Source organism: Enterobacter sp. MGH 37 (assembly GCF_000534515.1).
In the GTDB taxonomy this organism is placed as follows: Bacteria; Pseudomonadota; Gammaproteobacteria; order Enterobacterales; family Enterobacteriaceae; genus Enterobacter; species Enterobacter kobei.
The window spans coordinates 1,406,323-1,432,723 of record NZ_KI973205.1; the positions used below are offsets into that span (position 1 = coordinate 1,406,323).

A 26,401-nucleotide genomic window follows, 5' to 3' on the forward strand; every position below is an offset into this window, starting at 1 on the left:
GAGGGGCACCATGTCTGCAGAAATTATCCCCGTTACCCAGAATATCGAGCTTCGCGCCGTCGAAGAGCGCTATACCGCCGATTTCCATCACCTCGTCGTCAAAAACAAAACCTGGCTGCAAACCGCCTTTGACTGGGCGCAGCACGTGGGCGCGGAAGAGGATACCCGCCGCAATGTGCTAAGTAACCAGATGCTGCACCAGCGCGGCTACGCCAAAATGTTTTTGATCTTCCGGGATGATGCGCTGGTCGGCGTGCTGTCGTTTAATTCGATAGAGCCTGCCAACAAAGCGGGTTATATCGGTTACTGGCTGGACGAGGCGCATCAGGGGAAGGGAATCCTCTCTCAGTCATTGCAGGCGTTTATGCGCTATTACGCTGAGCGCGGCGAGATCCGCCGTTTTGTGATTAAGTGCCGGGTGGCGAATCAGAGCAGCAACAACGTTGCCCGGCGCAACGGTTTTACGCTGGAAGGGTGCCTGCGGGAAGCGGAATACCTGAATGGCCGCTTTGACGATGTGAACATCTACGGGAAGATTTTTACCCTATAGCGCCCCCAGCAGCGGTGTGCGGGTGATGCGCTGGTCGCCGTTAATCACCTTTTCGCCACGCAGGTGAATGCTCTCACCCGAAAAGGCTTCAATGACTGCATCGTCGGTGATTTCAACCCGATGCTCGATCAACACATCGCCGCTGATCCGGGCGCGTCCCTGAATCACCACTTTATCGTCAAGCATGATCGGCCCCCCGCGCAGCCATGCCTGACCGCCGATCAGGACGTGGTGCTTAATGACGCAGTTGCCTTCCACGACGGCATTTTCCGCCACCTGCGAACTGTAGCGCACGGTGGGGATGGCGTCGTCGTCGAAACCGGCAATCAGACGGGCGTGACCATATACCTTTGCGCAGTCGCACACCCAGACGTTATTGAGATCGTTCCCTTCGAGGATCGCACTGTCGAATACCTCAGCGCGGTGTTCAATAAACGCATTGTTCACCATCGCTTCGCCGTAGATCTGTGCCTGATGCACAACGCGCGACCGGCTTACCGTCGCTTTGTCATAGATTTGCAGGATCTGGTCGTGGTCCGGCGTCAGTCCTTTGGCGGCGATGATGACGCTGTTATGCAGGATGCGCGCGTCGCCGAAGATGTGGCACTCGCCCCGCACGCAGGAGTGCTGAATGGTGACGTTGTCACTTATCCGCGCGCCGTGACTGACTTCGGCGCTGTCCAGCCAGCAGTGACCGCTGATGCGGGCGTCATGGCTGACGGTACAGGGCAGGGTCAGGCGCGCGTGATCCGACACGGTAGCACCGGCGAACACCACGCTGTTCTCGTCATAGATCCAGCAATCCCCATTCTGTGACAGGGCGCGCGCGTCATCAATCCAGCCACCTTTCGTACCGGCCGTGACATCGTTAAAATCTGCCGTGGCGATGATCTGCCGTAAGGTTGTCGTGTGGGTTGTTTCGCCGCTTTTCCATTGCCAGAGGCGGGTTTCATCGCTGAGCCGATACTTTTTCATCGTGTGATCCCTGATAAGCGTCTTCACTAAACGTAGCAAACTTTTGGTTTTTCGTTGTGCTGGCATCCGTTGCGGAAACCCCTTAAAATGGCATTTAAAATACATTTTAAAAATTAAAATTAATGGATAAACTCAATCCCCCACAGAAAGTGCTTAACTTGCCCGCTGGGTATTTTGGCATGGTGCTTGGCATCATTGGCATGGGTTTCGCCTGGCGATACGCCAGCACGCTCTGGCCGGTGACACGGTGGCCGGGTGATGCGCTGGTGGCCCTTGCCGTTACGTGCTGGTTTTTGCTGACGGTGGCCTTTATCATCCGCGCGATCCGTTTCCCGCGCAGCGTGCTGGCAGAGATGAGGCATCCGGTGATGAGTAGCTTTGTCAGTCTTTTTCCGGCGACGACGATGCTGGTCGCCATCGGTTTTGTGCCCTGGTGCCGCCCGATTTCAGTCGTGCTTTTTGGCGTGGGGGTGGTGACACAGCTGTCTTATTCCGCCTGGCAAAGCGCGGGACTCTGGCGCGGCAACCATCCGCAAGAAGCCACGACGCCGGGTTTATATTTGCCAACCGTGGCGAATAATTTTATTAGCGCCATGGCGTGCGGCGCCCTGGGGTTTAACGACGCCGGTTTCGTGTTCCTGGGGGCGGGTGTCTTCTCCTGGCTCAGCCTGGAGCCGGTTATACTTCAGCGCCTTCGCAGTGCCGGAGAACTTCCGACCGCGCAGCGCACCTCTTTGGGGATTCAGCTTGCGCCCGCGCTGGTGGCCTGTAGCGCCTGGTTTAGCGTTAACGGTGGTGAAGCCGACACCTTTGCCAAAATGTTGTTCGGTTATGGCCTGTTGCAATTGCTGTTTATGCTGCGTCTGTTGCCCTGGTACGTATCCCAGCCGTTTAATGCCTCTTTCTGGAGTTTCTCCTTTGGTATATCCGCACTGGCAACCACCGGGCTGCATCTGGGGCACAGCAGCCCGTCGGGCTTTTTCCACGTGATTGCCGTACCGCTTTTTATCTTCACCAACGTCATCATTGGGATCCTGTTGGTCCGTACTTTTATTCTGCTGCTTCAGGGCAAACTTCTGCTGCGCACTGAAAAAGCACTGCTTATGCAATCTGAGGAAAAATAATGTCCGTCGATGAAAATTACTTCACAGAGAAATATGGTTTAACCCGTACACACTCAGAGGTGGTGTACAGCGCGGGGATCGTGAAACCGGGTAAAACCCTGGATCTGGGCTGTGGCAATGGCCGTAACAGCCTTTATCTGGCGGCCAACGGGTACGAGGTCACTGCCTGGGATAAAAATCCGATGAGCATCGATAATATCGAGCGCATCAAAGCGGCAGAAGGCATTGAGAATCTTCACTCGGCCATCAAGGATCTCAACAACCTGAGCATTGACGGCGAGTATGACTTTATTCTGTCTACCGTGGTGCTGATGTTCCTGGAGGCAAAAACCATTCCGGGTCTTATCGCCAATATGCAGCGTTGCACCAAACCTGGCGGTTATAACCTGATCGTTGCCGCGATGGACACGGCGGATTATCCGTGCACCGTCGGCTTCCCGTTTGCGTTTAAAAGCGGTGAACTGAGCAACTACTATGAAGGCTGGGAGTTGCTCAAATACAACGAAGAGGTTGGCGAACTGCACCGCACCGATGAACACGGCAACCGCATCAAGCTGCGCTTTGCTACGATGCTGGCGCGCAAGCCTGCTTAACGCGCGGCCAGCAGGCAGAGTTGCAGGGCAGTGTGGTAAGACGCCTCGAACGACGACAGCGGCAAGAATTCAAACTTCGAATGGAAGTTATGCGCGCCGGTGAAGAAGTTCGGGGTGAGCAACCCTTTTGCCGAGAGCGCTGCGCCGTCTGTACCGCCGCGCATCGGCGTCGGTTTTGGGGTGATACCCAGTGATTCCATCGCCGCAAACATCAGATCGATGGCACGCCTGTCTTCGCCAATCGCATTGCTGATATTGCTGTAAGTCTCTTCAATGCGATAGTCCACTTTTGCCGTCGGATACCGGGCGGCGATCCGTGCGGTGACATCAGCAATCTGCTGCTTGCGGGAAGCAAAGTTGTCCTTGTCAAAGTCCCGAATATTGGCCTTCAGAACGGCCTCGTTCTGCCCGGCCTGAATGCCGTTAAACCAGATGTAGCCTTCACGGCCCTCCGTGCACTCTGGCGTTTGCTGGCGGTCAAACTGGTTGATAAAGTCGGTCGCCATTAATAACGGGTTTACCAGCACCCCTTTAGCAGACATCGGGTGCGCCGTTACGCCGGTAAAGCGGATCTCAGCGGCTGCCGCATTAAAATTCTCATAGACAATCTCCCCCAGCTCGCAGCAGTCGATGGTCCAGGCAAAGTCGACGTCGAATCGTTTCAGATCTAACGCTTTTGCCCCCTTAAGGCCAGTCTCTTCGTCGGGTACAAACGCGACCACAATGTCGCCATGTTTATGCTCAGAGGTCAGGTTTTCCAGCACGGTCATGACCACGGTCACCGCTGCTTTATTATCTGCGCCTAATACGCTGGTACCGTCGCTGAAAATAATCTCTTCATTCGGGTAAGACAGAATTTCCGGATGCTCACTTACCCGTAGCCAGATCCCTTTCTCTTTATTCAGACAGAGATCTTCACCGGTAAACGTTAATATTTGCGGATGAATATCCGGCGATAATCCCACGTCCACGGTATCAATGTGAGTAATAAATCCAATGCGCGGTGCGCCGGGTACATTACCTTTTTTAACCGCCGTTACCGTGGCGAATTCGTCGATCACAATGTCGTCTAAACCCAGCTGTGCCAGCTCCTGCGCCAGCTCTCGTGCCATCTCGTGCTGCCCCGGTGTTGAGGGTAAGGTTTTGACGCTGGGATCGCTCTGACTGGTAATGGCGAGATAGCGGAAAAAACGATGTGTTAATTGTCTGGAAAGCGGCGTGCCCATAGTGTTTTCTTCCTTATTTATTTTTCGGGTGTTTGCCACATCACTTTAATGTTATTTATGAAATGGCAAAAGAATTAATTAGCCGTCGAATTAAAAAGACAGGAATAAATGATGACAAGCAAACGCACAACATTAATGCTGGCACTTGCTGCGCTTACGGTCAGTTCCTCCGTTGCCGCGAAAACGCTGGTGTATTGCTCCGAAGGGTCACCGGAAAATTTTAATCCTCAGTTATATACCTCAGGCACCAGCGTGGATGCCAGCGCCGTACCGGTCTATAACCGGCTGGTCGATTTCAAACCCGGCACCACAGAACTGGTGCCGAGCCTGGCAGAGCGCTGGGAGGTGAGCGATGACGGTAAGGTTTACACCTTCCATCTGCGCCAGGGCGTGAAATTTCAGAGCAATAAATCCTTCACGCCGACCCGGGATTTTAACGCCGATGACGTGATCTTCTCGTTTATGCGCCAGAAAGACGTCAATCATCCTTATCACAACGTCTCTAACGGCAGCTACTCCAACTTTGAAAGCCTGGAGTTTGGCAGCCTGATAACCGCCATTGATAAAGTCGATGACCACACCGTGCGCTTTACCCTGGCACACCCGGAAGCGCCGTTTGTCGCCGATCTGGCCTGGTATTTTGCCTCGATTCTCTCTGCCGAGTATGCCGATGCGATGCTGAAAGCAGGCACGCCGGAGAAGGTGGATATGGAGCCGATCGGCACCGGGCCGTTTAAGCTGGCGCAGTATCAAAAAGATTCCCGCATCCTGTTCACGGCGTTTGCCGACTACTGGCAGGGCAAATCAAAGCTGGACCGGCTGGTGTTTACCATCACGCCGGATGCCTCCGTACGTTTTGCCAAAATTGAAAAGAACGAGTGTCAGGTAATGCCGTTCCCGAACCCGGCGGACCTGCCGCGCATGAAAGCCAATAAAAATATTAACCTGATGAGCAAAGCCGGGTTGAATACCGGTTTCCTGGCGTTTAATACGCAAAAACCGCCGCTGGATAATGTGAACGTCCGCCGGGCGCTGGCGATGGCCATCAATAAGCCCGCCATTATCGACGCGGTGTTCCACGGCACCGGAACCGTCGCGAAAAATCTGTTACCGCCCGGCGTCTGGAGCGCCAACAGCGAGCTAAAGGATTACGCGTACGATCCTGAAAAAGCAAAAGCGTTGCTGAAAGAGGCGGGTCTTGCTAACGGCGTGAGTATTGACCTGTGGGCGATGCCGGTGCAGCGGCCCTATAACCCGAATGCGAAACGTATGGCCGAGATGATTCAGGCTGACTGGGCGAAAATCGGCGTACAAACCCACATTGTCACTTACGAATGGGGAGAATACCTCAAGCGGGTGAAGGGCGGGGAGCATCAGGCTGCGCTGATGGGCTGGACGACCGCAACGGGCGATCCTGACAACTTCTTTGGTCCGCTGTTTACCTGTACGTCGGCAAATGGCGGCTCCAATTCGGCGAAATGGTGCTATAAACCGTTTGATAACCTCATCGCCGAAGCAAAATCGATAACCGATCACGATAAACGTGTGGCGCTGTATCAAGAGGCCCAGCAGATGATGCATGACCAGATGCCGGCGGTCATGATTGCCCACTCAACGATTTTCGAGCCGGTGCGCAAGGAGGTGAAAGGCTACGAAATCGATCCGTTTGGCAAACATATCTTCTGGCAGGTGGATATCAATCCGTAATTTTTCGCTGCCCGGTATGAAGCTGGGCCTTCTTTTTGCAATTTGTGCTACTTACATCATTTTTTGTCACAACAAACCCGCCTGACTTTTGCTATAACTTCAAATGCATACTTGCAGATAACATGGAAAACTATCATGCGTACTCAAACTTTTTTTAAAGTTGCAGTGCTTACTGGTTTATTGGCCCTGGCAGGCTGTTCTTCAAAAGTCGCCGCCCCCGAACAATATTCAGGCTTTTTAAAAGATTACTCCGGCTTGCAACAGACGACATCTGCGACGGGCAAACCGACGCTGCGCTGGGTCGATCCTAATTATAACGAAGCGAATTACGACAGTATTATCTGGACGCCGATTACCTATTACCCTACGCCTAAACCGACCACTCAGATTGGGCAGAAAACCCTTGATGAGCTGTTGAACTACACCAATACCAAAATGAAAACGGCTATTGGTACTCGTAAGCCTATAGTGGCGACACCAGGTAAACATAGCCTGATTTTCCGGGGTGCCATTACAGGGGTGAGTTCGCAGAAAGAAGGCCTGCAGTTCTACGAAGTGGTGCCTGTCGCGCTGGTGGTGGCGGGGACGCAGATGGCAACCGGCCATCGCACCATGGATACCCATCTCTTCTTTGAAGGTGAGCTGATCGACGCAGCCACCAACAAACCGGTGATGAAGGTGGTTCGTAAGGGCGAAGGTAAAGAGCTGAGCAACGAAAGTACGCCAATGACCTTTGCGACGCTGAAGCAGGTTGTGGATGATATGGCGACAGATGCCACCATGTTTGATGTGCATAAAACAGCAAAATAAATCATGCACGGCCTGCAGATTGCAGGCCGTTTTTTTACGCCGTCCGTAAACGCCTGAACCAGGTTTCGGGTTTAGTGAACATCACCATATTCCCACCCAGAATCAGCAGTAAACCGACGATCCCGTTGAGATGCCAGACGTAGCCTTCATACACCGTTGAGATGGAGAGCGCTACCAGCGGGAAGAGTAGCGTGCTGTACGCCGCTTTCCCGGGGCCAATACGCCCGACCAGCGTGAAGTAAGCGCCGAAAGCAATCACCGAACCAAACAGAGCCAGATAGAGCAGTGCGCCGATGTAGCTCACCGTCCATTCCGGGGTAAAGCTGTCCCCTCTGAAGAGGGCAATGCAGCCCATCACCAGCGTACCGTAAAGCATCGCCCAGGCGTTGGTGGTCATGGTTTCCAGGCCTCTGCGCTGATGGCGCATGCTGATCATGTTGCCCAGCGAGAAACCATAGGTTCCGAGCGCAGAAAGGCCAATGCCCGTCAGAAGCGATACGCTCCAGCCGCTGGCAAGTAGATCGTCCCAGAAAAGGGTAATAATCCCGACCAGACCCAATGCCGCCGCCGTCCAGAAACGCGCGGGCGGGCGCTGCCCAAAGAAAATAAAGCTATTAATGGCGTTATAGAGCACCGCCATGGAGAAGATGACGGATTCCAGCCCGGTATTGATGTGCGCGGCCGCGGTATAAAAGCACCAGAAGTTAAAGCAGAAAACGCAGCATCCCTGAAGCATGCAAAAAAGGTGATCCCGTAGCGCCAGCTTACGCAGTCGACGCAGGGCAAGTAACACCACCATCATCGTGGCGCTGGCCACGGCGAAACGCCAGAAAATCGACACCGGGGCCGCCACGGGACCTTGCTGCAGGAAAATGGCAATCCAGGTGGTTCCCCAGATGACCACGACCAGTCCGTATAATAATGCGTTCATATCATTTCTCTTCTCAAACCACGAAAGCCCGCAGTATGGCGCTGAAAAGCGCCGTGGGCTTTCACCGGCTTGCGGCAGACTTGCAAAATCTTGCGCTTTTTTCTCTCCGGGGGACTGGCAACGGGGAACAACAATTCTTAGACTGACAGTTCGATCACTCACGCGCTAACGGTTATGTCTCACGCTTACGATACCTTTGAAACGCTTAGTCAGCAGAATGCCGTCCTGCGGGAGACGGTCTCGCTGAACTCGGGTATTCAACTGGCGGCGTGGTACAACAAGCACGATACGATAACGGTTAAAAGCAATCATCACACCCTGAGCCTGTACGTGGCCGACGGTTATGAGAGCTATCAAAAAACGCCGGGCGGCTGGAAGAACGGCGGGGGACCGGACCGTTTCTGCCTGATGCCGAAAGAGAGTGAATCGACGTGGGATATCCGTGATGACCTGTCGTTTGTCCATCTCTACTGCACCGATGAACACCTGCGCGACGTGGGCGAAAAAATCTGGGATAAGCGGCCGCTGTCGCTGACGCTGGACGAACGCATTTTTGGCAGTGACCCGAAGATCACCGCGCTGTATCGCCAGTTTTTACTTGGCTGCGACTGGCAGCAGCAGGCCAATCAGCTCACCCTGAGTACAGCATCCACGTTGCTGATGACCCATCTGCTGCAAAACTACTCCAACGTTCAGTGGAAGCTGCCGGTCGTCACCGGCGGCTTATCGCCTTTCGTTCTGCGCAACGTGCTGGCCTTCATAGAAGAGCATCTTGGCCAGCCGTTAACCCTGGCCGAGCTGGCGGCGCAGGCAGCCCTCAGCGAATACCATTTTGCCCGCATGTTCCGCCAGTCGACGGGGCTGGCACCGCATCAGTACGTGATGCAGCGACGCATGGAAAAAGCAAAAAACCTGGTGCAGCATAGCGCAATGCCACTAACGGACATCGCGCTGGCCTGCGGATTTAACTCCGCCAGCCACTTCAGTAACCGTTTCCGCAGCGTGATGGGTATGACGCCGTCCCAGCTGCGCGCGGCGAGCGCGTGAAAACAGGGCATAGCATATCCCGCCCAGCACCAGCCCCCAGAATGCCGAACCGATGCCCAGAAGGGTGACGCCGCTCGCGGTCATCAGAAACGTGACGATGGCTGCGTCACGTTCGGCTTCATGATTCAGGGCCTGAAATAAACTCCCGCTGAGGGTTCCAAGCAACGCCAGCCCCGCCAGGGTCTGGATCCAGCTCAGCGGCAGTGCAGCCATGATCCCGGTAATAGACCCGCCGAAAACCCCAGCCAGCAGATAAAACCCACCGGCTGCAATGGCCGCCAGCCAGCGTTTAGTCGTATCCGGGTGGGCATCAGCGCTTTGACAGATGGCGGCGGTAATGGCCGCGATGCAGATGGAGAAGACGCCAAAGGGGGAAAGCAGCAGCGCCAGGCCACCGGTAACGATGATGAGCGGTGAGACCGCCAGCGAGTAGCCGGAAGCTTTCATCGTGGCGAAGCCCGGCGCATTCTGCGAGGCCATGGTCACCAGGAAGAAGGGCAAACCGATACTCACCAGGCTGGTAAAAGTAAAGTCGGGGGCAATAAACTCAGGCATCACAACGGAGAGGCTGACTTTATCGGTGGCAACGTCACCACTTATCCATGCCACGAGACCACCTGCCAGCAGCGTAACCACGATGGCATAGCGCGGCGCCAGCGCTTTTGCCAGCAGCCACGCGGCAATCATGCTACCGCACAGCAGAAAGTGGCCGTCAAGATGCGCAAACGCGTGCAGGCCAAACTGCAGAAGCACGCCTGCCAGCATGGCGGCCGCGAGCGAATGGGGGATCAGCGTCATCAGACGGGCGAAAAGCCCCGTAATGCCGCAGAGTAAAATAAGCGCGTTAGCGAAGATAAATACACCGATAGTTTCAGACAGCGTCACCCCTTGCAGGCTGGTGGCGAGCAGGGCGGCCCCGGGGGTTGACCAGGCCGTCAGTACCGGCGCTTTAAACCACCAGGAGAGCGCCAGCGTGCTGACCCCCATCCCAATCCCCAGCGCGGTCATCCAGCCCGCGATTTGCTGCGCGCTGGCACCTGCCGCGGCGGCGGCTTGCCAGATAATGGCGGCCGAACTGGCATAACCCACCAGGACGGCGACAAATCCAGCCAGTGTGACTGGAATAAGATGAGAGGAAGGGCGCATGGCAACTCCGTTGTGCGTTATAACGTCCGTATTACGGTAGCACTGTGCGTTATAGCGTACAAGTGGTATGATCATCGGCACCAGGAGGGAACATGGACATCACACAACATCTTGCAGCAACACTGAAAACACTGCGTCAGGCCCGCGGCTGGAGCCTGTCAAAGCTGGCGGACGAGGCCGGCGTGTCGAAAGCGATGCTCGGCCAAATTGAGCGCAATGAATCCAGCCCGACGGTATCGACCCTGTGGAAAATCGCCACCGGGCTGAACGTTCCGTTTTCCGCGTTCATCACGCCAGAGGCAGACAGGCAGGCTGTGTTTGATCCGCAGCAGCAGGCGATGGTCGTCAAACCGCTCTTTCCGTGGGATGAGACCCTGAGGTTCGATCATTTCTCAATTACGCTGGCGGCGGGTGCCCTGAGCGAATCCACGCCCCATGAGGCGGGCGTGATTGAACATGTGGTGGTCATTAGCGGAGAGCTGGAGATGAAAATCGACGGCGAATGGCAGACGGTTTATGCCGACTCGGGCGTCCGTTTTGCCGGTGATAAACCGCATGCCTACCGCAACAGCAGCGACCAGCCGGTGCATTTTCACTCTCTGATCCATTATCCCCGCTGAGGCTACGCAAAACTGTTTCGCTGTCGTAGACTTCTGACTACAATAGCCGCCATTTTGACCATAACGGATAACGACGAAGTATGCGCCTGCAATCCCATCATCTTGAACTTTTAAGCCCGGCCCGTGACGCCGCCATTGCCCGTGAAGCGATCCTTCACGGCGCGGACGCCGTCTATATTGGCGGCCCTGGCTTTGGTGCCCGCCATAACGCCAGCAACAGCCTGCGCGATATTGCCGACCTGGTGCCGTTCGCCCACCGTTTCGGGGCGAAAGTGTTCGTGACCCTGAACACCATTCTTCATGATGATGAGCTGGAGCCTGCGCAACGACTGATCGCCGATCTCTATCAGACCGGCGTCGATGCCCTGATTGTTCAGGACATGGGGGTTCTGGAGCTGGATATTCCGCCGATTGAACTGCACGCCAGTACCCAGTGTGATATCCGCACGGTGGAGAAGGCGAAGTTCCTCTCCGACGTCGGCTTTTCGCAGATCGTTCTGGCCCGTGAGCTGAACCTGAATCAGATCCGTGATATCCACCAGGCGACAGACGCGACGATCGAGTTCTTTATCCACGGCGCGCTGTGCGTGGCCTATTCCGGTCAGTGCAACATTTCCCACGCCCAGACGGGCCGTAGCGCCAACCGTGGCGACTGTTCGCAGGCCTGCCGTCTGCCGTATACCCTGAAAGACGATCAGGGCCGCGTAGTGGCGTTCGAAAAACACCTCCTCTCCATGAAGGATAACGATCAGACCGCCAACCTGGGCGCGCTGATTGATGCGGGCGTCCGTTCCTTCAAGATTGAAGGGCGTTATAAAGATATGAGCTACGTGAAGAATATCACCGCGCACTACCGTCAGATGCTGGACGCCATCATCGAAGACCGCGGCGATCTGGCGCGCGCGTCGGCAGGTCGTACCGAGCATTTCTTTATTCCGTCGACGGACAAAACCTTCCACCGCGGCAGCACGGACTATTTCGTGAACGCCCGTAAAGGCGATATCGGCGCGTTCGACTCACCGAAGTTCATCGGTTTACCGGTCGGTGAAGTGCTGAAGGTGGCGAAAGATCATCTTGATGTTGAAGTGACGGAGCCGCTGGCGAATGGCGATGGCCTGAACGTGATGATTAAGCGTGAAGTGGTGGGCTTCAGGGCTAATACGGTCGAAAAAACCGGTGAAAATCGCTATCGCGTATGGCCGAATGAAATGCCTGCCGATCTCTACAAGGCGCGTCCGAACGCGCCACTTAACCGTAACCTCGATCATAACTGGCAGCAGGCGCTGCTGAAAACCTCCAGCGAGCGTCGTATCGCGGTGGATATCGAGCTTGGCGGCTGGGAAGAACAGCTGATTCTGACCATGACCTGTGAAGACGGTATCAGCGTGACGCATACGCTGGATGGCCTGTTCGAGGTGGCAAACAACGCGGAAAAAGCGCTTAACAGCCTGAAGGATGGCGTGGCGAAGCTGGGGCAGACGATTTACTACGCGCGCGCTATCGAGGTTAACCTGCCGGACGCGCTGTTTGTGCCGAACAGCCTGCTTAACCAGTTCCGCCGTGAAACGGCAGAGCTGCTGGATGAAGCGCGTCTGGCCCAGTATCCACGCGGTAGCCGTAAAGCGGAAGTTGTTCCGGCCCCGGTATACCCGGATACGCATTTATCTTTCCTGGCGAACGTCTACAACCATAAGGCGCGTGAATTCTATCATCGCCACGGTGTGCAGCTGATCGACGCGGCCTATGAAGCGCATGAAGAGAAGGGCGACGTGCCGGTGATGATCACCAAGCACTGTCTCCGCTTCGCCTTCAATCTGTGCCCGAAACAGGCAAAAGGCAATATTAAGAGCTGGAAAGCGACGCCCATGCAGCTGGTCAACGGTGATGAAGTCCTTACCCTGAAGTTTGACTGCCGTCCCTGCGAAATGCATGTTATTGGCAAGATGAAAAACCATATTTTCAAAATGCCGCAGCCGGGCAGCATTGTCGCTTCCGTCAGTCCTGACGATCTGATGAAAACCCTGCCAAAACGTAAGGGGAGCTAACTACCTTACGTGCGTCTCCGGTTTGCGCGATTTCTGCCACAGGTGGTGTTCGCGCAAACCCTCCGCTGACTCTTCCGCTGCGCTGCGTAATTCATCGCTGTCGGCCTCGTGCCGCAGCTGATGCCCCAAATTCTTTACCCATACATATTCATGCCCTTTGTGCCCGGCCATAAGCTGCCCTGAAAACAGCGCACAAATAAGCATGACGAGAGATAACCCTTTTTTAATCATGGTTTCACCGCTGAGTGACGTTGCGGGGATAATCATGGCGATTATTTCTTAGTGTTATTATTCAATAATTCAAAGTACGGCAAAGAAAATGTCAAATAGTGTTGGCTCAGAATTGTTTTTAAGAAATATCCTAAATGTGCGTAAGGCACTGTCAACTACCACTTCTGGACCATAAACAGGCGTTTGAATTAGGGATAATCCTATATAATAGGGATTCTCTGGCTAAGGAATGAGTCTTAATAAATGAAAAAAATAATCGCGTTTGCGCTCCTCGTGGCTGCCGTGGGTGCTACGGCAGGGGTTCGCTATATCGGGAATGACGAACCAGAATATATTCAGTCCGCAGAAACTCGTGTTGGTTCATATTTAACCAGCGATTACGGGCGTGTAGCCTGCAATAGCAAACAAGTAGACGATCAGCGCTGGGAATTAGATTGCCTGCATCAGGCAAGAGGAAAAGTATTCCAGTTTGCGGTGTATCCTTCTGAAAAAGCCCCCTATGGTGTTTCGCGTTCGTTTTATCTCGAAGCGATTAATGATGAAGCAAAACAGAGCGCCGAACAGGGTCTGATGCGTTATTTGCAAATCAACACGAAGGCGAGTTAATAGAGCTGTTTAGCTTTCGTTAAGTTAATCAGTGTTAGTTTGTAAGGGATCCGCAGCCCGACCATGGAGCGTCGGGGACGTAGAGACCAAAATACAAATCTATCCATGCAAGCATTTACCGCCAGATAATGGCGGTTTTTTTTTGCCATTTCGCGTATGTGCCCCTCATCCCAGCCCTCTCCCTCAGGGAGAGGGGCGTCTGTGTCGGTATTATGTTGTGGGGATCCCTCAGCGGGCAGGACCTGGACGCGAAAATTGCTTGCGGTACTGGGCCGGCGAAAGGGCAAATTGCTGACGAAAGTGGTGGCGCAACGTCGCCGCCTGTCCAAAACCGGTCTGTTCAGCGATGCTGTCGATGCTCATCCGACTGCTTTCCAGGTAATCTTTTGCTCTCAACAGACGCTCATTGATCAGCCAGCGCGACGGTGTCGTTCCCGTTGCCGCCTCGAAGCGACGAAGGAAGGTACGCTGGCTCATGCCCACCCGACGCGCCAGCGAGTCGACGCTGTGCGGTTCAACGAGATGGTTGTGCAGGAAATCAAACAGCTGCCCCAGACGCTGGCTCTCCCGTAGCTGTGCCACCGGGCGGCTCAGCTGTTGCGGCTGCGAACCATCCCGGTGGGGAGGAATAACTAGCCGACGCGCCACGCTGTTGGCGGTTTCCATGCCATAATCCCGGCGGACGACGTGCAGACAGAGATCGATGCCCGCCGCGCTACCAGCAGAAGTCAGAATATCCCCCTCGTCCTGATAGAGTACGTCTTCAACCACGTCGATGTCAGGGTAGCGGGCTTTAAGCGCCTCAATGTAGCGCCAGTGGGTTGTGGCTTTGCGCCCGTTCAACAGTCCCGTTGCGGCCAGCACAAACACACCCGAGCAGATGGACAGCAGCTGGCATCCACGAGCGCTGGCCTGGCGCAATGCGTCGCACAGGGCCCAGGGAACCGGCGCGTCCAGTCCCCGCCAGCCGGGAACCACGATCAGATCCGCAGACTCAAGCAGGCTCAAATCACCATCAGTCACCATGCGGATCCCGCCCGTCGCCCGCAATTCTCCGCTATCCACACCTGCCACAGCAAAGCGATACCAGGCGTCGCCCAGCTCAGGACGTGGCAGGCCAAAAATCTCAACCGCCACGCCAAACTCAAAGGTACAGAGGCCGTCATACGCCAGCACCACCACCTGAGGGCGGGAAACCTGTCTTAAGTTTGTCATCTTTTTGCTGTTTTCTGGCATAAGCAAGCGCATTCATGGGCTGAATTTGTGGATAGAGTAGTGTTAACACAAACGCCAAAGATGAGGAAGGATCATGAGCTATGTTACTGAATTTCCGGCTGCCGAGCCGCAGGAAGCCGTTACCCATTTTCTGCGTCGCCTGAGTGTCGAAACCGACTGTGCCGATGTGCATCATGCCATCGCCAGTCATGAGCAGGACTTCGTGCTGCTGCATGTGGTAGGGAGTGCGGAACAATTTGCCCGACGTCATGTCCCCGGCGCACTGCACATGCCGTGGAGCCAGATAACTGCTGAACGCATGGCCCGGTGGCCGGACGGCACGCTGTTTGTCGTTTACTGCGCGGGGCCGCACTGTAACGGCGCGGACAGGGCTGCGCTGAAGCTGGCGCGACTCGGGTTGCCGGTCAAAATCATGCTGGGCGGTATCACCGGCTGGGAAGATGAACGCTACGCGTTTGCCAGTCAGGGATCCGTTTCCGCCCTGTGAAGATGAATTTTTTTCAACACCCGTGAAATTTTCTCGTTTGCCGGAGCCGGTGAGGTATGACATCTTTTTTGGACATTTAGACATCCAGAAGTCTAAAGATTCAAATAATGAATTATCACTGCCGGCAATTATTACCGTCAGACAGAGGAGATTTCCATGCAACGACAGCACGCCCCATACCGCGCCGATGTAGTAGGCAGTTTTTTACGTCCAGATGCCATTAAACAGGCCCGCCTGAAGTTCGCCAGCGGTGAGATAGATGCTGCACAGCTTCGCGCGGTGGAGGACGATGCCATTCGCCACGTCGTCGAGCAGCAGTGTGCGTGCGGTCTGCATGTGGTGACCGACGGTGAATTTCGCCGTGCCTGGTGGCACTTCGATTTCTTCGATGGCCTGCAGGGGGTTGAGCGTTACGATTCGCAGCAGGGTATTCAGTTCAACGGTGTACAGACCAAAGCCCACGGCGTGCGCGTCACCGGCAAGCTGGGCTTTGGCGATCATCCGATGCTGGACGATTTCCGCTATCTGAAAAGCATCAGCGGTAATGCGCAGCCGAAGATGACCATTCCCAGCCCAAGCGTCCTTCATTTCCGCGGCGGCCGCAAAGATATCGACGCGACGGTTTACCCGGACCTGAACGTCTATTTTGACGATCTGGCGACCACCTGGCGCGACGCTATCCGGGCCTTCTATGATGCAGGCTGCCGTTACCTGCAACTTGACGACACCGTCTGGGCCTACCTCTGTTCTGACGATCAGCGTCGTCAGATCCGCGAGCGCGGCGATGATGCCGATGAACTGGCGCAGATCTACGCCCGCGTGCTGAACAAGGCGCTGGAAGGTAAACCGGACGATCTGACCATCGGGCTGCATGTCTGCCGCGGCAACTTCCGTTCAACCTGGATTTCGGAAGGGGGATACGAGCCGGTGGCGGAAGTGCTGTTCGGTACGGTGAACGTAGATGCCTTCTTCCTAGAATATGATAACGACCGCAGCGGTGATTTTGCGCCACTGCGCTTTATTCGCCCGGGCAAGCAGCAGGTGGTGCTGGGTCTGATAACCACCAAAAACGGAGAGCTGGAGAACCCGGAAGGGGTTAAAGCCCGTCTGGAAGAGGCGGCAAAATACGTGGCCAAAGAGCAGATCTGCCTCAGCCCGCAGTGCGGCTTTGCCTCGACCGAAGAGGGCAACAGCCTGAGTGAAACTCAGCAGTGGGACAAAGTCCGTCTGGTGACACAGATCGCCAGTGAAGTCTGGTAAAAACACCGCCCCAGCGCTGCATTATAAAAGTGCAGCGCTGTGCCATTCTGAGTCGTTCTCTTTACATCCCGCGTTCAATCTCCCGCCATAGCGCAATGTTCATTCTGGCATCCTTTTTGCTCCTGCTTCGCTGACACATTTTTTTCCGCGTCCATGCCGTAACGGACGTTTTTGCACAGCGTTCTTTTTCAGGAGTGAAAATATGCAGCGTCGTACCTTATTAAAAGCCTTTGCGTTATCCGCGTCCGTCGTGGCGATGGGAATGAGTTTTGGTTTGCAGGCGGCCGATACCATCAAAGTGGGGATCATGCATTCTTTGTCCGGCACGATGGCCATCTCCGAAACCCCTCTGAAAGATGTCGCGCTGATGACCATTGACGAGATCAACGCCAAAGGGGGCGTACTGGGGAAAAAACTGGAGCCGGTGGTGGTGGATCCCGCTTCAAACTGGCCGCTGTTTGCCGAGAAAGCGCGCCAGCTGCTGAGCCAGGATAAAGTTGCGGTGGTGTTTGGCTGCTGGACCTCCGTTTCGCGTAAATCGGTGCTGCCTGTTTTTGAGGAACTGAACGGCCTGCTGTTCTATCCGGTGCAGTATGAGGGTGAAGAAATGTCACCCAACGTCTTTTATACCGGTGCCGCACCGAACCAGCAGGCCATCCCGGCGGTGGAATACCTGATGAGCGAAGACGGCGGCGCGGCGAAGCGCTTCTTCCTCTTGGGCACCGACTACGTCTACCCGCGCACCACCAACAAGATCCTGCGCGCGTTCCTGCATTCGAAAGGCGTTGAGGATAAGGACATCGAAGAGGTTTACACCCCATTTGGTCATAGCGACTACCAGACGATTGTCGCCAACATCAAGAAATTCTCCGCAGGCGGCAAAACTGCCGTAGTCTCGACCATCAATGGCGATTCCAACGTGCCGTTCTATAAAGAGCTGGCAAACCAGGGGCTGAAAGCAACCGACGTGCCGGTAGTGGCGTTCTCCGTCGGTGAGGAAGAGCTGCGCGGTATCGACACCAAACCGCTGGTGGGTAACCTGGCGGCGTGGAACTATTTTGAGTCCGTGGACAACCCCACTAACCAGGCCTTCGTGGCGGATTACAAAGCCTATGCGAAAGCGCACAAACTGCCGAATGCCGACACTGTCGTCACCAACGACCCAATGGAAGCCACTTACGTAGGGATCCATATGTGGGCGCAGGCGGTGGAAAAAGCGGGCACGACCGACGTAGATAAAGTACGTGCCGCAATGGCCGGCCAATCGTTTAAAGCGCCTTCCGGCTTTACGCTCACCATGGATGCTACCAACCATCATCTGCATAAGCCGGTCATGATCGGTGAAATTGAAGGCAACGGCCAGTTCAACGTGGTGTGGCAGACGGAACAGCCGGTCCGCGCACAACCGTGGAGTCCGTTCATCGCCGGGAATGACAAAAAGCCCGACCAGCCGATGAAAACTGCCAGCAACTAAGCCATCACCTCAGGGAGACAAGCCATGAACGTCATGCGCACGATCGTCGCTCTTATATGGCTTACCGGACTGCTGCCAGGGATGGCGCAGGCATCGGATGCCGATCGTTTCGTTGCTGCCAGCCGCACCCAGCAGGCGGAATTACTGACGCAGTGGGCCGCCGCGCCGGATGCCGCCAGGCTGCCGCTGCTTCAGGCGTTGCAAAAGGAAAACCTGTATACCGACAGCCAAAAGCACGCTTTTGCGCAGCGTAATGGCGGAATGGTTCCCCTCGGTGAAGCAAAGGCGACTGAAGGGCAGACCAAAGCGGTACGGCTGACGAACCGACTGCGCGTACTTGCTGCCACGGCTATCGCTACGCATCAGCTGGTAAGTGACAGTGTCACGGAAAGGCGGGCGGCGGCCCGTCAACTGCAGCGAGATGCGCAACCTGCGATGCTCCCTTTTCTGGAAAATCGGGTAAACCGTGAAACGGATGCGGTAGCGCGTCAGACGCTGCTGCTGGCGGTGGCGAATCTCCAGCTGGCAAGCCCGCAGGCGGAGGTGCGTCGCCACGCTGCTGAACTGTTAGGCCAGTCCGACGATCCGGACGTGGTGTCCCGACTCACCCCGTATACCCAGGCGCAGACTGAGCCGGACGCCGGCGTTCGCGCCGCTGCCGAAGAGAGCCTTAATCAGATAACGCACCGCCTGATGTGGGGCGATCTGCTGGGTCAGGCGTTTATGGGGCTTTCCCTCGGTTCGGTGCTGCTGCTGGCCGCGCTGGGGCTGGCTATCACCTACGGCCTGCTGGGCGTCATCAATATGGCGCACGGTGAAATGCTGATGCTGGGCGCGTATGCCACCTGGATGGTGCAGCAGGCCATGACCAGCCTCGCGCCACAGTGGCTGGCGCTCTATCCGGTTATCGCCTTACCGGTCGCGTTCTGCCTGACGGCGGCAATCGGAATGGTGCTGGAGCGCACCGTGATCCGTCATCTGTACGGTCGTCCGCTGGAAACGCTGCTGGCAACGTGGGGCATCAGCCTGATGCTTATCCAGCTGGTGCGCATGACGTTTGGCGCCCAGAACCTGGAGGTGGCGAACCCGGCATGGCTTTCCGGCGGGGTACAGGTTTTCGCCAACCTGACGCTGCCGTGGAACCGTATTGTGGTGCTGGGTTTTGTGCTGCTGGTACTGTTCTTTACCTGGCTGATTCTGAATAAAACCCGTCTGGGGCTCAACGTGCGCGCGGTGACGCAAAACCGCAGCATGGCTGCCTGCTGTGGGGTGCCGACAGGGCGTGTCGATATGTTCGCATTCGGGCTGGGCTCCGGCATTGCCGGGTTAGGCGGCGTGGCATTATCCCAGCTGGGTAACGTCGGACCGGAGCTGGGCCAGGGATACATCATCGACTCGTTCCTGGTGGTGGTGCTCGGTGGCGTGGGCCAGCTGGCAGGGAGCGTGGCCGCGGCCTTTGGTCTGGGCATTTTCAATAAAATCCTTGAACCACAGATGGGCGCGGTGCTGGGCAAGATCGTGATTCTGGTGGCGATCGTGCTGTTTATTCAGAAGCGTCCTCAGGGGTTATTTGCGCTGAAAGGGAGGGTTATTGACTGATGAGCCAGCCGCTTACCTTAACGCTGGCGCGCAAAGCGCCACGCACAACGCAGATCGCAGGCAGCCTGCTGGTGGCGTGTCTGCTGATATTACCGTTTTTCGCCTTACTGCCTGCAACGCATCCGCTGGCGTTATCGACCTGGATGCTGACGCTGACGGGTAAGATCCTCTGCTATGCCATCGTTGCGGTGGCGCTCGATCTGGTGTGGGGCTATGCCGGTATGCTGTCTCTTGGGCACGGTATCTTTTTCGCACTCGGCGGTTATGCGATGGGCATGTATCTGATGCGCCAGGCGGCGGGTGACGGTCTGCCCGCGTTTATGTCATTTCTCTCCTGGAGTGAGCTGCCGTGGTTCTGGTGGGGCACCCAACACTTCGCCTGGGCGCTGGTGCTGATTGTCATGGTGCCGGGGCTGCTGGCGCTGGTGTTTGGTTGGTTTGCCTTCCGCTCGAAGATCAAAGGGGTCTATTTCTCGATTATGACCCAGGCGCTGACCTATGCCGGGATGTTGCTGTTCTTTCGCAACGAGACCGGTTTTGGCGGCAATAACGGTTTCACCGGCTTTACCACGCTGCTCGGATTTTCGGTGACGGAAACCTCCACGCGTATTGCACTGTTTCTGGCGACCGTACTGTTGCTGCTCCTGGCGTTGGGGACGGGATTTGCGCTGGCAAAAAGCAAATTTGGCCGAATCCTGACCGCCGTTCGTGACGCAGAAAACCGTCTGACGTTCTGTGGTTACGACCCGCGCGGGTTCAAACTGCTGGTCTGGACGCTCTCCGCGGTGCTGTGTGGCCTGGCGGGGGCGCTCTATGTTCCGCAGGTGGGCATTATCAACCCCGGTGAAATGTCACCGACGAACTCGATAGAAGCCGCCATTTGGGTGGCGCTGGGCGGGCGCGGCACGCTGGTGGGGCCGGTGATTGGCGCGGCGCTGGTGAACGGGGCGAAGAGCTTTTTCACCGTCGCCATGCCGGAGTACTGGCAGCTGTTCCTGGGGCTGATTTTTATCGCCGTCACGCTGTTCTTACCACGCGGTGTCTACGGTCTGTTTCGTAAGGGAGAGAAATAATGCAGCCAACGGAAGGATTATTTACCCGCCAGTTGCCCGGCGACCGCTACCGTGACCAGACGGATCCGGTGCTTCAGCTTGAGGCCATTAACGTCAATTTCGACGGTTTCCAGGCGCTGACCGATCTCTCGCTGAATATCGGCGTGGGCGAGTTGCGCTGCGTGATTGGCCCCAACGGAGCCGGTAAAACCACGTTGATGGATGTGATCACCGGCAAAACGCGACCAAAAAGCGGGAGGGCTATTTACGATCAATCGATCGACCTGACCGCGCTGGAGCCTGCGGCCATTGCCCGTCAGGGGATCGGGCGAAAGTTCCAGAAACCCACGGTCTTTGAGGCGCTGACGGTGTGGGAAAACCTTGAGATCGCCATGAAAACCGATAAATCCGTCTGGGCGAGCCTGCGGGCAAAACTCAACGGTGAGCAACGCGATCGCATCGATGAGATGCTGGTTTTACTGCGTCTTGGCAACGAACGCGATCGCCGCGCCGGGCTGCTGTCGCACGGGCAAAAGCAGTTTCTGGAGATAGGTATGCTGCTGGTCCAGGATCCGCATCTGTTGCTGCTGGACGAACCCGCCGCCGGGATGACCGACGCAGAGACGGAATACACCGCCGAGTTGTTCAAAACCCTGGCGGGTAAGCACTCCCTGATGGTGGTGGAGCACGACATGGGCTTTGTCGAAACCATTGCCGACCACGTGACGGTATTGCATCAGGGGCGCGTGCTGGCCGAAGGCTCGCTTCGCGAGGTGCAGGCCAACGAGCAGGTGATTGAGGTCTATCTGGGGCGCTAAGGAGAGAAGATGTTACAGGTTAACGAACTGAATCAGTATTACGGTGGAAGCCATATCCTGCGCGGCGTCAGTTTTGAGGCCGCCACCGGAGAAGTCACCTGCCTGCTGGGGCGCAACGGCGTCGGGAAAACGACGTTGCTGAAGTGTCTGATGGGGCTGATCCCGGCGAAAACCGGGGAGGTCATCTGGCAGGGTAAGACGATCACCCACAGCAAACCGCACCAGCGGGTCCAGTCTGGCGTGGCGTATGTCCCACAGGGACGCGAGATTTTTCCGCGCCTGACCGTGGAAGAAAATCTTCTGCTGGGGCTGTCGCGCTTTTCCGCCCGCGAGGCGAAGCAGGTACCGGAGGAGATCTGGCAGCTTTTCCCGGTGCTCAAAGAGATGAAGCACCGCCGCGGAGGCGATATCTCCGGCGGACAACAGCAGCAACTGGCGATTGGCCGTGCGCTGGCAAGCCGCCCGCAGCTGCTGATTCTGGATGAACCGACGGAAGGCATTCAGCCTTCGGTGATAAAAGAGATTGGCCAGGTGATCCGCACGCTGGCGAACAGAGGCGATATGGCGATCCTGCTGGTCGAGCAGTTTTACGACTTTGCCGCCGAGCTGGCCGACAGCTATCTCCTGATGTCGCGCGGCACCATTATCCAGCGTGGACGGGGGGAAAACATGGCGCAGGAGGGCGTTCGCGGGCTGGTTGCGATTTGATATGTTATAATATAACATTCTCATTCTTATAAAACGGAATGAGGGGGTTATTTTGGCTGCACATTTTGGTAAATGGATCATGACTCTGGGGGCGCTGCTGGTCAGCGGCCAGCTGTTAGCGCACTCGCACGGTCATCAGATGACCGAAGCGGAGCAGAAAGCGGCGAACGGCGTGTTTGAGGATAAAGACGTGAAGGACAGAGCGCTGTCTGACTGGGACGGTACCTGGCAGTCCGTTTATCCTTTCCTGCTGGATGGATCGCTGGATCCGGTCTTCAAACAGAAAGCGCAGAAGGATAAAAGCAAAACCTTCGACGAGGTGAAAGCCTATTATCGTAAAGGCTATGCGACGGACGTGGATGCCATTGGCATTGAAAATAACGTGATGGAGTTCCACAAGGGCAAAGCGGTTAGCCGTTGCCATTATAATTACAGCGGCTACAAAATTCTGACCTATGCGTCAGGCAAAAAAGGCGTTCGCTATCTGTTTGAGTGTCAGGATGCCAGCAGCACGGCGCCGAAGTTTGTGCAGTTCAGCGACCATACCATCGGGCCGAAAGCGTCCTCGCACTTCCATATTTTTATGGGCAACACCTCCCACGAGGCGCTGCTGAAAGAGATGGATAACTGGCCGACCTATTATCCGAATGAGATGTACAAAGAGCAGGTGGTAGAAGAAATGTTGCACCACTGATGCTTTATTGCCGGGTGGCGGCTACGCCTTACCCGGCCTACAAGTTGCTACGCTACCTTGGGTGACTCGCACCACGCCTTCACGCTCATCCCACGCAAAATCATCAGCCACGCAATGACGATGGCGACCATCATAATCACAAACAGCGACCAGTGCGGAAGGTTGGTCAGGATAATCCCGGTGATCATCGGGTTTGCGGCCGCGCCCAGCCAGCCCAGCGCCTGTGCGGAGAAATAGCTTGCCTTCATCCCCGGCGGGGCGATGTTGTCGATCAGCATGTATTCACCCGGCGCATAAATAATCTCACCCAGCGTAAAGATCGCGGCAGCGATACCCCAGTAAATCAGATTCTCCCCGGAGAGCATAAAGCCACCCAGCCCCAGGATAAAAAACAGCGTCGCGGCGGTCATCAGGGGGCGAATATTGCTGGCGGAAATCTTGCGCCCAAGCGCGTATTGCAGCGTCACCACCACGGCGGCGTTAACGGGCAGCACCACGGCGACGACCTTCTGCGCGAAATCGCTGTCGGCGTGGGCGGCCAGAACATACTGCGAAATGCAGCTGGCGAACGATCCGCCCACGTACGACGCGAGCAGGCCGGAGAGGGTGAACCAGAACAGGGCGCGGTCTTTCAGCAACACCGACGGCTGCCAGGGCATTTTTTCCTCGGCGGTATCCAGCGCGACGCTTTTTTGCACAAAGAAATGGATAAACGCGAGCGGCAGCGCGGCGCAAAAAGCGGCCAGCCAGAAGGGCAGCTGTAAGCTGTACATCACCAGCAGGGTGCCGATGGGCGGGCCGACCGTCCAGCCAATGTTCAGGAAGCTATAGTTGAGCGAGAAAACACGCGCTTTTTGGCTTGAGGTGAGCACGTCGGAGAACCAGGCTTTCAGCACCGTCGAAAATACGGAGTAGGCGCAGTTGATCAGGGAAAAGAACAGCACCACCAGCGTGACGTTATCCACCAGCGGGATCGCGACAAATCCGGCAATAAACGCCACGATCGCAATCAGCATGTAGCGTTTTTTATCAAACTTATCCGCCAGAATGCCAAATCCCAGGCTGAACACCACGCCGATGGTCAGCGCAATCGTCAGGGCATAACCAATATTCTCGACGCTCATGTTGTAGACGCGCGTGAGATAAATGGTCATGAACGGCAGCGTCGCTCCCCGACCGATGGTTAACAACAATGACGATGCCAGCAGCGCTGCGGTTGAGCGCCTGAGAGATGGTTTCATATTTCTGCCCGACAGTTGCTTATGCTTTTATTAGAGGTGTGTTAACAGGATTACCATGACATAAGGGGCTTGTATAGCACCTGGTTTATCCGTAAGTGCTTCAGCTGCCTGCCAGAATTAATGATCTTCTCGCAGCGTCCTTTTTTCTGTTACCTTGAAGTGTTAACAAATTATTAATAATTCAGGGGCAGGGTATGACGCGTAAAGACGGACTGCTGGCGTTGCTGGTGGTCGTAGTATGGGGGCTCAATTTTGTCGTCATTAAGCTGGGATTGCACAATATGCCCCCGCTTATGCTGGCCGGTTTGCGTTTCATGTTAGTGGCGTTCCCGGCGATCTTTTTTGTTGCGCGTCCAAAAATCCCGTTCAAATTACTGCTGGGCTATGGCCTGACCATCAGCTTTGGCCAGTTCGCGTTTCTCTTCTGCGCCATCAAGTTTGGTATGCCTGCCGGTCTTGCCTCGCTGGTTTTGCAGGCGCAGGCGTTCTTTACCATCATTCTCGGTGCGTTCGTATTTGGCGAACGTTTGCAGGGCAAACAGCTGGCGGGGATTACGCTGGCGGTGTTTGGCGTACTGGTGCTGATTGAAGCCAGCCTGAATGGTCAGGATGTGGCGCTGCTGGGCTTTATGCTTACGCTGGCGGCGGGGCTGAGCTGGGCGTGCGGGAATATCTTCAACAAGCTGATTATGCAGCACGCGGCGCGGCCGCAGGTGATGTCGCTGGTGGTCTGGAGCGCGTTAATTCCGGTCATCCCGTTTCTGGCGGCGTCGTTTATTCTGGATGGCCCGGATGTGATGCTGAGAAGCCTGGTCGATATCGATTTGACCACGATCCTTTCTCTGATTTATCTGGCCTTTGTCGCCACGATTGTGGGCTATGGGATCTGGGGTTCGCTGCTGGGGCGTTATGAAACCTGGCGCGTGGCGCCCCTGTCTCTGCTGGTGCCGGTGGTTGGGCTCGCCAGTGCGGCGCTATTGCTGGATGAAACGCTGAGCGCGCTGCAGTTGCTGGGGGCAGTGCTGATTATGGCGGGGCTGTATATCAACGTGTTTGGCTTGCGGGTACGGCGGGCGGCGCGCGTCAGAGGCTAGAGCATAAAAAAGCCCCGCAGTGGCGGGGCAAAAACGAATCAGAAGCCGTGCTGATTATAATAAGGCACGCCTAATTCGTCGGATTTGTCGCTACCAGTCCCCATGTGGTTGAAATCATAGGGTGACTGGTCATGTGCTGACGGCAAAATCATCGTGCCACGATTATTTTGCTGCGTTGCACCTGGGGTTTGCTCCGCAAAGGTCTGGCTGGAAAACAGCACCAGCAAGGCGAGGGCGGCGGAGGCGATAACTTTCATGATTTCCTCGATTACGTCTTTTACAGGCGATGATTAACTACAATGTTTTAACGGATACAGGTATCGGGGTTCTCCGGGTACGCTGGTGATTCGGTACTTATGAGGCGGCACGTCAAAATAGTTCTTAAACGTACGCGTCAGGGTTTGCTGTGATTCAAATCCGTAACGCTCTGCCAGATAAAGGATCGGCTCATTGCTTTCTTTCAGTTTCTGGGCAATTTCCGTCAGCTTGCGACTGCGAATATATTGACCTAGTGAATGGCCGGTCTCTTTTTTGAACATCCGTTGCAGGTGCCATTTGGAGTAACCTGAACGCTCTGACACTTTTTCAAGGGAGAGCGGCGATTCCAGGTTATCTTCGATCCAGTCCAAAATGCTATGAATGGTGATAGCGTCAGTATTGCGTCTGGACATCGTCATACCTCTTTTCTGTTTACGGCAGTATTTTCTTCAGCAAAAGCTCAAGGGTTGCCACTTCATCTGCCGTTAAGTTTTTTGTTAGTTCCTGATGCAGTGTTTGTCCTACTAATTGATGACATTGCTCGCACATGGCCGCGCCATCGCAGGTGAGCTTGACCAGCACGCCGCGTTTGTCATTCGGGTTAGGGCTTCGTTCTACCCATCCTTTGCAGACGAGACGATCCAGCATGCGGGTTAACGCACCCAGATCGACAGAGAGCACCTTTTTCAGCTCAACCGGCGTGATACACACTTCGCAGCGAATGGAACACAGCACTTTGAACTGTGTTGCGGTGATATCCAGCGGTGACAGATAGTCATTGAGCAGGCGATCTTTTTTCTGGTTAACCATATGAATAAGACGACCCAGCGGAACAACGTCGTTAAAGATATCACTGGTGCTTTTCACAA

The 26,401-nt window shown here is 55.6% G+C and carries 28 protein-coding genes; 18 read left to right on the forward strand and 10 right to left on the reverse strand.

The window, feature by feature from the left end:
* The first annotated feature begins 10 nt into the window (after positions 1–10).
* Positions 11–550, forward strand: a complete 540-nt coding sequence (gene rimL, locus L383_RS16995; protein ID WP_023330391.1) for a 50S ribosomal protein L7/L12-serine acetyltransferase — start codon at positions 11–13, stop codon at positions 548–550.
* On the opposite strand, the gene ydcK is transcribed toward rimL, so the two are convergent.
* Positions 545–1,525, reverse strand: coding sequence for a YdcK family protein (gene ydcK / locus L383_RS16990; protein WP_023330392.1), 981 nt, complete (start codon positions 1,523–1,525; stop codon positions 545–547). The genes rimL and ydcK overlap by 6 nt on opposite strands.
* 122 nt (positions 1,526–1,647) lie before the next feature.
* Here ydcK and tehA point away from each other — a divergent pair, with 122 nt between their 5' ends.
* Together tehA and tehB are read left to right on the forward strand one after the other, a co-directional pair.
* The gene (gene tehA, locus L383_RS16985) at positions 1,648–2,649 is read left to right on the forward strand and encodes a dicarboxylate transporter/tellurite-resistance protein TehA (RefSeq protein ID WP_023330393.1); all 1,002 of its coding nucleotides are present in this window, start codon (positions 1,648–1,650) and stop codon (positions 2,647–2,649) included.
* Positions 2,649–3,242, forward strand: coding sequence for a tellurite resistance methyltransferase TehB (tehB, locus tag L383_RS16980; RefSeq protein WP_014883802.1), 594 nt, complete (start codon positions 2,649–2,651; stop codon positions 3,240–3,242). Before tehA ends, tehB begins: the two co-directional genes overlap by 1 nt.
* Here the strand turns inward: tehB and pepT are convergent.
* Positions 3,239–4,468, reverse strand: coding sequence for a peptidase T (pepT, locus tag L383_RS16975; protein ID WP_014883803.1), 1,230 nt, complete (start codon positions 4,466–4,468; stop codon positions 3,239–3,241). The genes tehB and pepT overlap by 4 nt on opposite strands.
* A 111-nt stretch (positions 4,469–4,579) precedes the next feature.
* On the opposite strand from pepT, the gene L383_RS16970 reads away from it, so the two are divergent.
* Positions 4,580–6,175 carry an ABC transporter substrate-binding protein gene (locus L383_RS16970; protein ID WP_023330394.1) on the forward strand — a complete coding sequence of 532 codons (1,596 nt, stop codon included), beginning with the start codon at positions 4,580–4,582 and terminating at the stop codon, positions 6,173–6,175.
* Positions 6,176–6,310: 135 nt separating this feature from the next.
* Positions 6,311–6,985 (forward strand): DUF3313 domain-containing protein, encoded by a 675-nt coding sequence (locus L383_RS16965; RefSeq protein WP_023330395.1) that lies wholly within the window; start codon positions 6,311–6,313, stop codon positions 6,983–6,985.
* 34 nt (positions 6,986–7,019) lie between these two features.
* Here the strand turns inward: L383_RS16965 and L383_RS16960 are convergent, their stop codons facing one another.
* Positions 7,020–7,916 (reverse strand): DMT family transporter, encoded by an 897-nt coding sequence (locus L383_RS16960; protein WP_023330396.1) that lies wholly within the window; start codon positions 7,914–7,916, stop codon positions 7,020–7,022.
* A 174-nt stretch (positions 7,917–8,090) separates the two neighbouring features.
* Between L383_RS16960 and L383_RS16955 the strand changes: the two genes are divergently transcribed.
* Positions 8,091–8,963, forward strand: a complete 873-nt coding sequence (locus L383_RS16955) for a helix-turn-helix transcriptional regulator (protein WP_014883807.1) — start codon at positions 8,091–8,093, stop codon at positions 8,961–8,963.
* Here the strand turns inward: L383_RS16955 and L383_RS16950 are convergent.
* Entirely contained in the window at positions 8,853–10,109 is a 1,257-nt protein-coding gene (locus tag L383_RS16950; protein ID WP_023330397.1) for a benzoate/H(+) symporter BenE family transporter, read from the reverse strand. The two genes, L383_RS16955 and L383_RS16950, sit on opposite strands and share 111 nt — an antisense overlap.
* A 92-nt stretch (positions 10,110–10,201) precedes the next feature.
* On the opposite strand from L383_RS16950, the gene L383_RS16945 reads away from it, so the two are divergent.
* Both L383_RS16945 and L383_RS16940 read left to right on the forward strand, forming a co-directional pair.
* Positions 10,202–10,729, forward strand: a complete 528-nt coding sequence (locus tag L383_RS16945; RefSeq protein ID WP_023330398.1) for a helix-turn-helix domain-containing protein — start codon at positions 10,202–10,204, stop codon at positions 10,727–10,729.
* 80 nt (positions 10,730–10,809) lie between these two features.
* The gene (locus L383_RS16940; RefSeq protein ID WP_023330399.1) at positions 10,810–12,774 is read left to right on the forward strand and encodes a peptidase U32 family protein; all 1,965 of its coding nucleotides are present in this window, start codon (positions 10,810–10,812) and stop codon (positions 12,772–12,774) included.
* On the opposite strand, the gene L383_RS16935 is transcribed toward L383_RS16940, so the two are convergent.
* Positions 12,775–13,005, reverse strand: a complete 231-nt coding sequence (locus L383_RS16935; protein WP_032629242.1) for a DUF2554 family protein — start codon at positions 13,003–13,005, stop codon at positions 12,775–12,777.
* A 243-nt stretch (positions 13,006–13,248) separates the two neighbouring features.
* Between L383_RS16935 and L383_RS16930 the strand changes: the two genes are divergently transcribed.
* The gene (locus L383_RS16930) at positions 13,249–13,611 is read left to right on the forward strand and encodes a hypothetical protein (RefSeq protein WP_023330401.1); all 363 of its coding nucleotides are present in this window, start codon (positions 13,249–13,251) and stop codon (positions 13,609–13,611) included.
* A gap of 228 nt (positions 13,612–13,839) precedes the next feature.
* Here L383_RS16930 and ftrA read toward each other — a convergent pair whose 3' ends face one another.
* Positions 13,840–14,847: a transcriptional regulator FtrA gene (ftrA, locus tag L383_RS16925; protein WP_032628962.1), complete on the reverse strand. Its 1,008-nt coding sequence runs from the start codon at positions 14,845–14,847 to the stop codon at positions 13,840–13,842.
* A gap of 73 nt (positions 14,848–14,920) precedes the next feature.
* Here ftrA and L383_RS16920 point away from each other — a divergent pair, with 73 nt between their 5' ends.
* The 8 genes from L383_RS16920 (at position 14,921) to zinT (ending at position 22,939) form a co-directional block, all read left to right on the forward strand.
* Entirely contained in the window at positions 14,921–15,334 is a 414-nt protein-coding gene (locus L383_RS16920) for a rhodanese-like domain-containing protein (protein WP_014883814.1), read from the forward strand.
* Between the two features lie 156 nt (positions 15,335–15,490).
* Positions 15,491–16,594, forward strand: coding sequence for a cobalamin-independent methionine synthase II family protein (locus L383_RS16915; RefSeq protein ID WP_023330403.1), 1,104 nt, complete (start codon positions 15,491–15,493; stop codon positions 16,592–16,594).
* A gap of 202 nt (positions 16,595–16,796) precedes the next feature.
* The gene (gene urtA / locus L383_RS16910; protein WP_023330404.1) at positions 16,797–18,068 is read left to right on the forward strand and encodes an urea ABC transporter substrate-binding protein; all 1,272 of its coding nucleotides are present in this window, start codon (positions 16,797–16,799) and stop codon (positions 18,066–18,068) included.
* A 24-nt stretch (positions 18,069–18,092) separates the two neighbouring features.
* Positions 18,093–19,667, forward strand: a complete 1,575-nt coding sequence (gene urtB, locus L383_RS16905; protein WP_023330405.1) for an urea ABC transporter permease subunit UrtB — start codon at positions 18,093–18,095, stop codon at positions 19,665–19,667.
* The gene (urtC, locus tag L383_RS16900; RefSeq protein WP_023330406.1) at positions 19,667–20,740 is read left to right on the forward strand and encodes an urea ABC transporter permease subunit UrtC; all 1,074 of its coding nucleotides are present in this window, start codon (positions 19,667–19,669) and stop codon (positions 20,738–20,740) included. Before urtB ends, urtC begins: the two co-directional genes overlap by 1 nt.
* Positions 20,740–21,537, forward strand: a complete 798-nt coding sequence (gene urtD / locus L383_RS16895) for an urea ABC transporter ATP-binding protein UrtD (RefSeq protein ID WP_023330407.1) — start codon at positions 20,740–20,742, stop codon at positions 21,535–21,537. Before urtC ends, urtD begins: the two co-directional genes overlap by 1 nt.
* A 9-nt stretch (positions 21,538–21,546) precedes the next feature.
* On the forward strand, positions 21,547–22,245 hold the full coding sequence (urtE, locus tag L383_RS16890; RefSeq protein WP_023330408.1) for an urea ABC transporter ATP-binding subunit UrtE: 699 nt from the start codon (positions 21,547–21,549) through the stop codon (positions 22,243–22,245).
* Positions 22,246–22,297: 52 nt separating this feature from the next.
* Positions 22,298–22,939, forward strand: a complete 642-nt coding sequence (gene zinT / locus L383_RS16885) for a metal-binding protein ZinT (protein WP_023330409.1) — start codon at positions 22,298–22,300, stop codon at positions 22,937–22,939.
* A 47-nt stretch (positions 22,940–22,986) separates the two neighbouring features.
* Here zinT and ydeE read toward each other — a convergent pair whose 3' ends face one another.
* The gene (ydeE, locus tag L383_RS16880) at positions 22,987–24,180 is read right to left on the reverse strand and encodes an efflux MFS transporter YdeE (RefSeq protein ID WP_014883822.1); all 1,194 of its coding nucleotides are present in this window, start codon (positions 24,178–24,180) and stop codon (positions 22,987–22,989) included.
* Between the two features lie 194 nt (positions 24,181–24,374).
* On the opposite strand from ydeE, the gene eamA reads away from it, so the two are divergent.
* On the forward strand, positions 24,375–25,274 hold the full coding sequence (eamA, locus tag L383_RS16875) for an O-acetylserine/cysteine exporter (protein ID WP_014883823.1): 900 nt from the start codon (positions 24,375–24,377) through the stop codon (positions 25,272–25,274).
* Positions 25,275–25,312: 38 nt separating this feature from the next.
* Here eamA and marB read toward each other — a convergent pair whose 3' ends face one another.
* From marB to marR, 3 genes are read right to left on the reverse strand one after another with little or no spacing between them, the layout of a single operon-like run.
* Positions 25,313–25,531, reverse strand: a complete 219-nt coding sequence (marB, locus tag L383_RS16870) for a multiple antibiotic resistance protein MarB (protein ID WP_014883824.1) — start codon at positions 25,529–25,531, stop codon at positions 25,313–25,315.
* A 33-nt stretch (positions 25,532–25,564) separates the two neighbouring features.
* Positions 25,565–25,945, reverse strand: coding sequence for an MDR efflux pump AcrAB transcriptional activator MarA (marA, locus tag L383_RS16865; protein ID WP_023330410.1), 381 nt, complete (start codon positions 25,943–25,945; stop codon positions 25,565–25,567).
* A 19-nt stretch (positions 25,946–25,964) separates the two neighbouring features.
* On the reverse strand, positions 25,965–26,399 hold the full coding sequence (marR, locus tag L383_RS16860) for a multiple antibiotic resistance transcriptional regulator MarR (protein WP_014883825.1): 435 nt from the start codon (positions 26,397–26,399) through the stop codon (positions 25,965–25,967).
* Between the last annotated feature and the right edge of the window lie 2 nt (positions 26,400–26,401).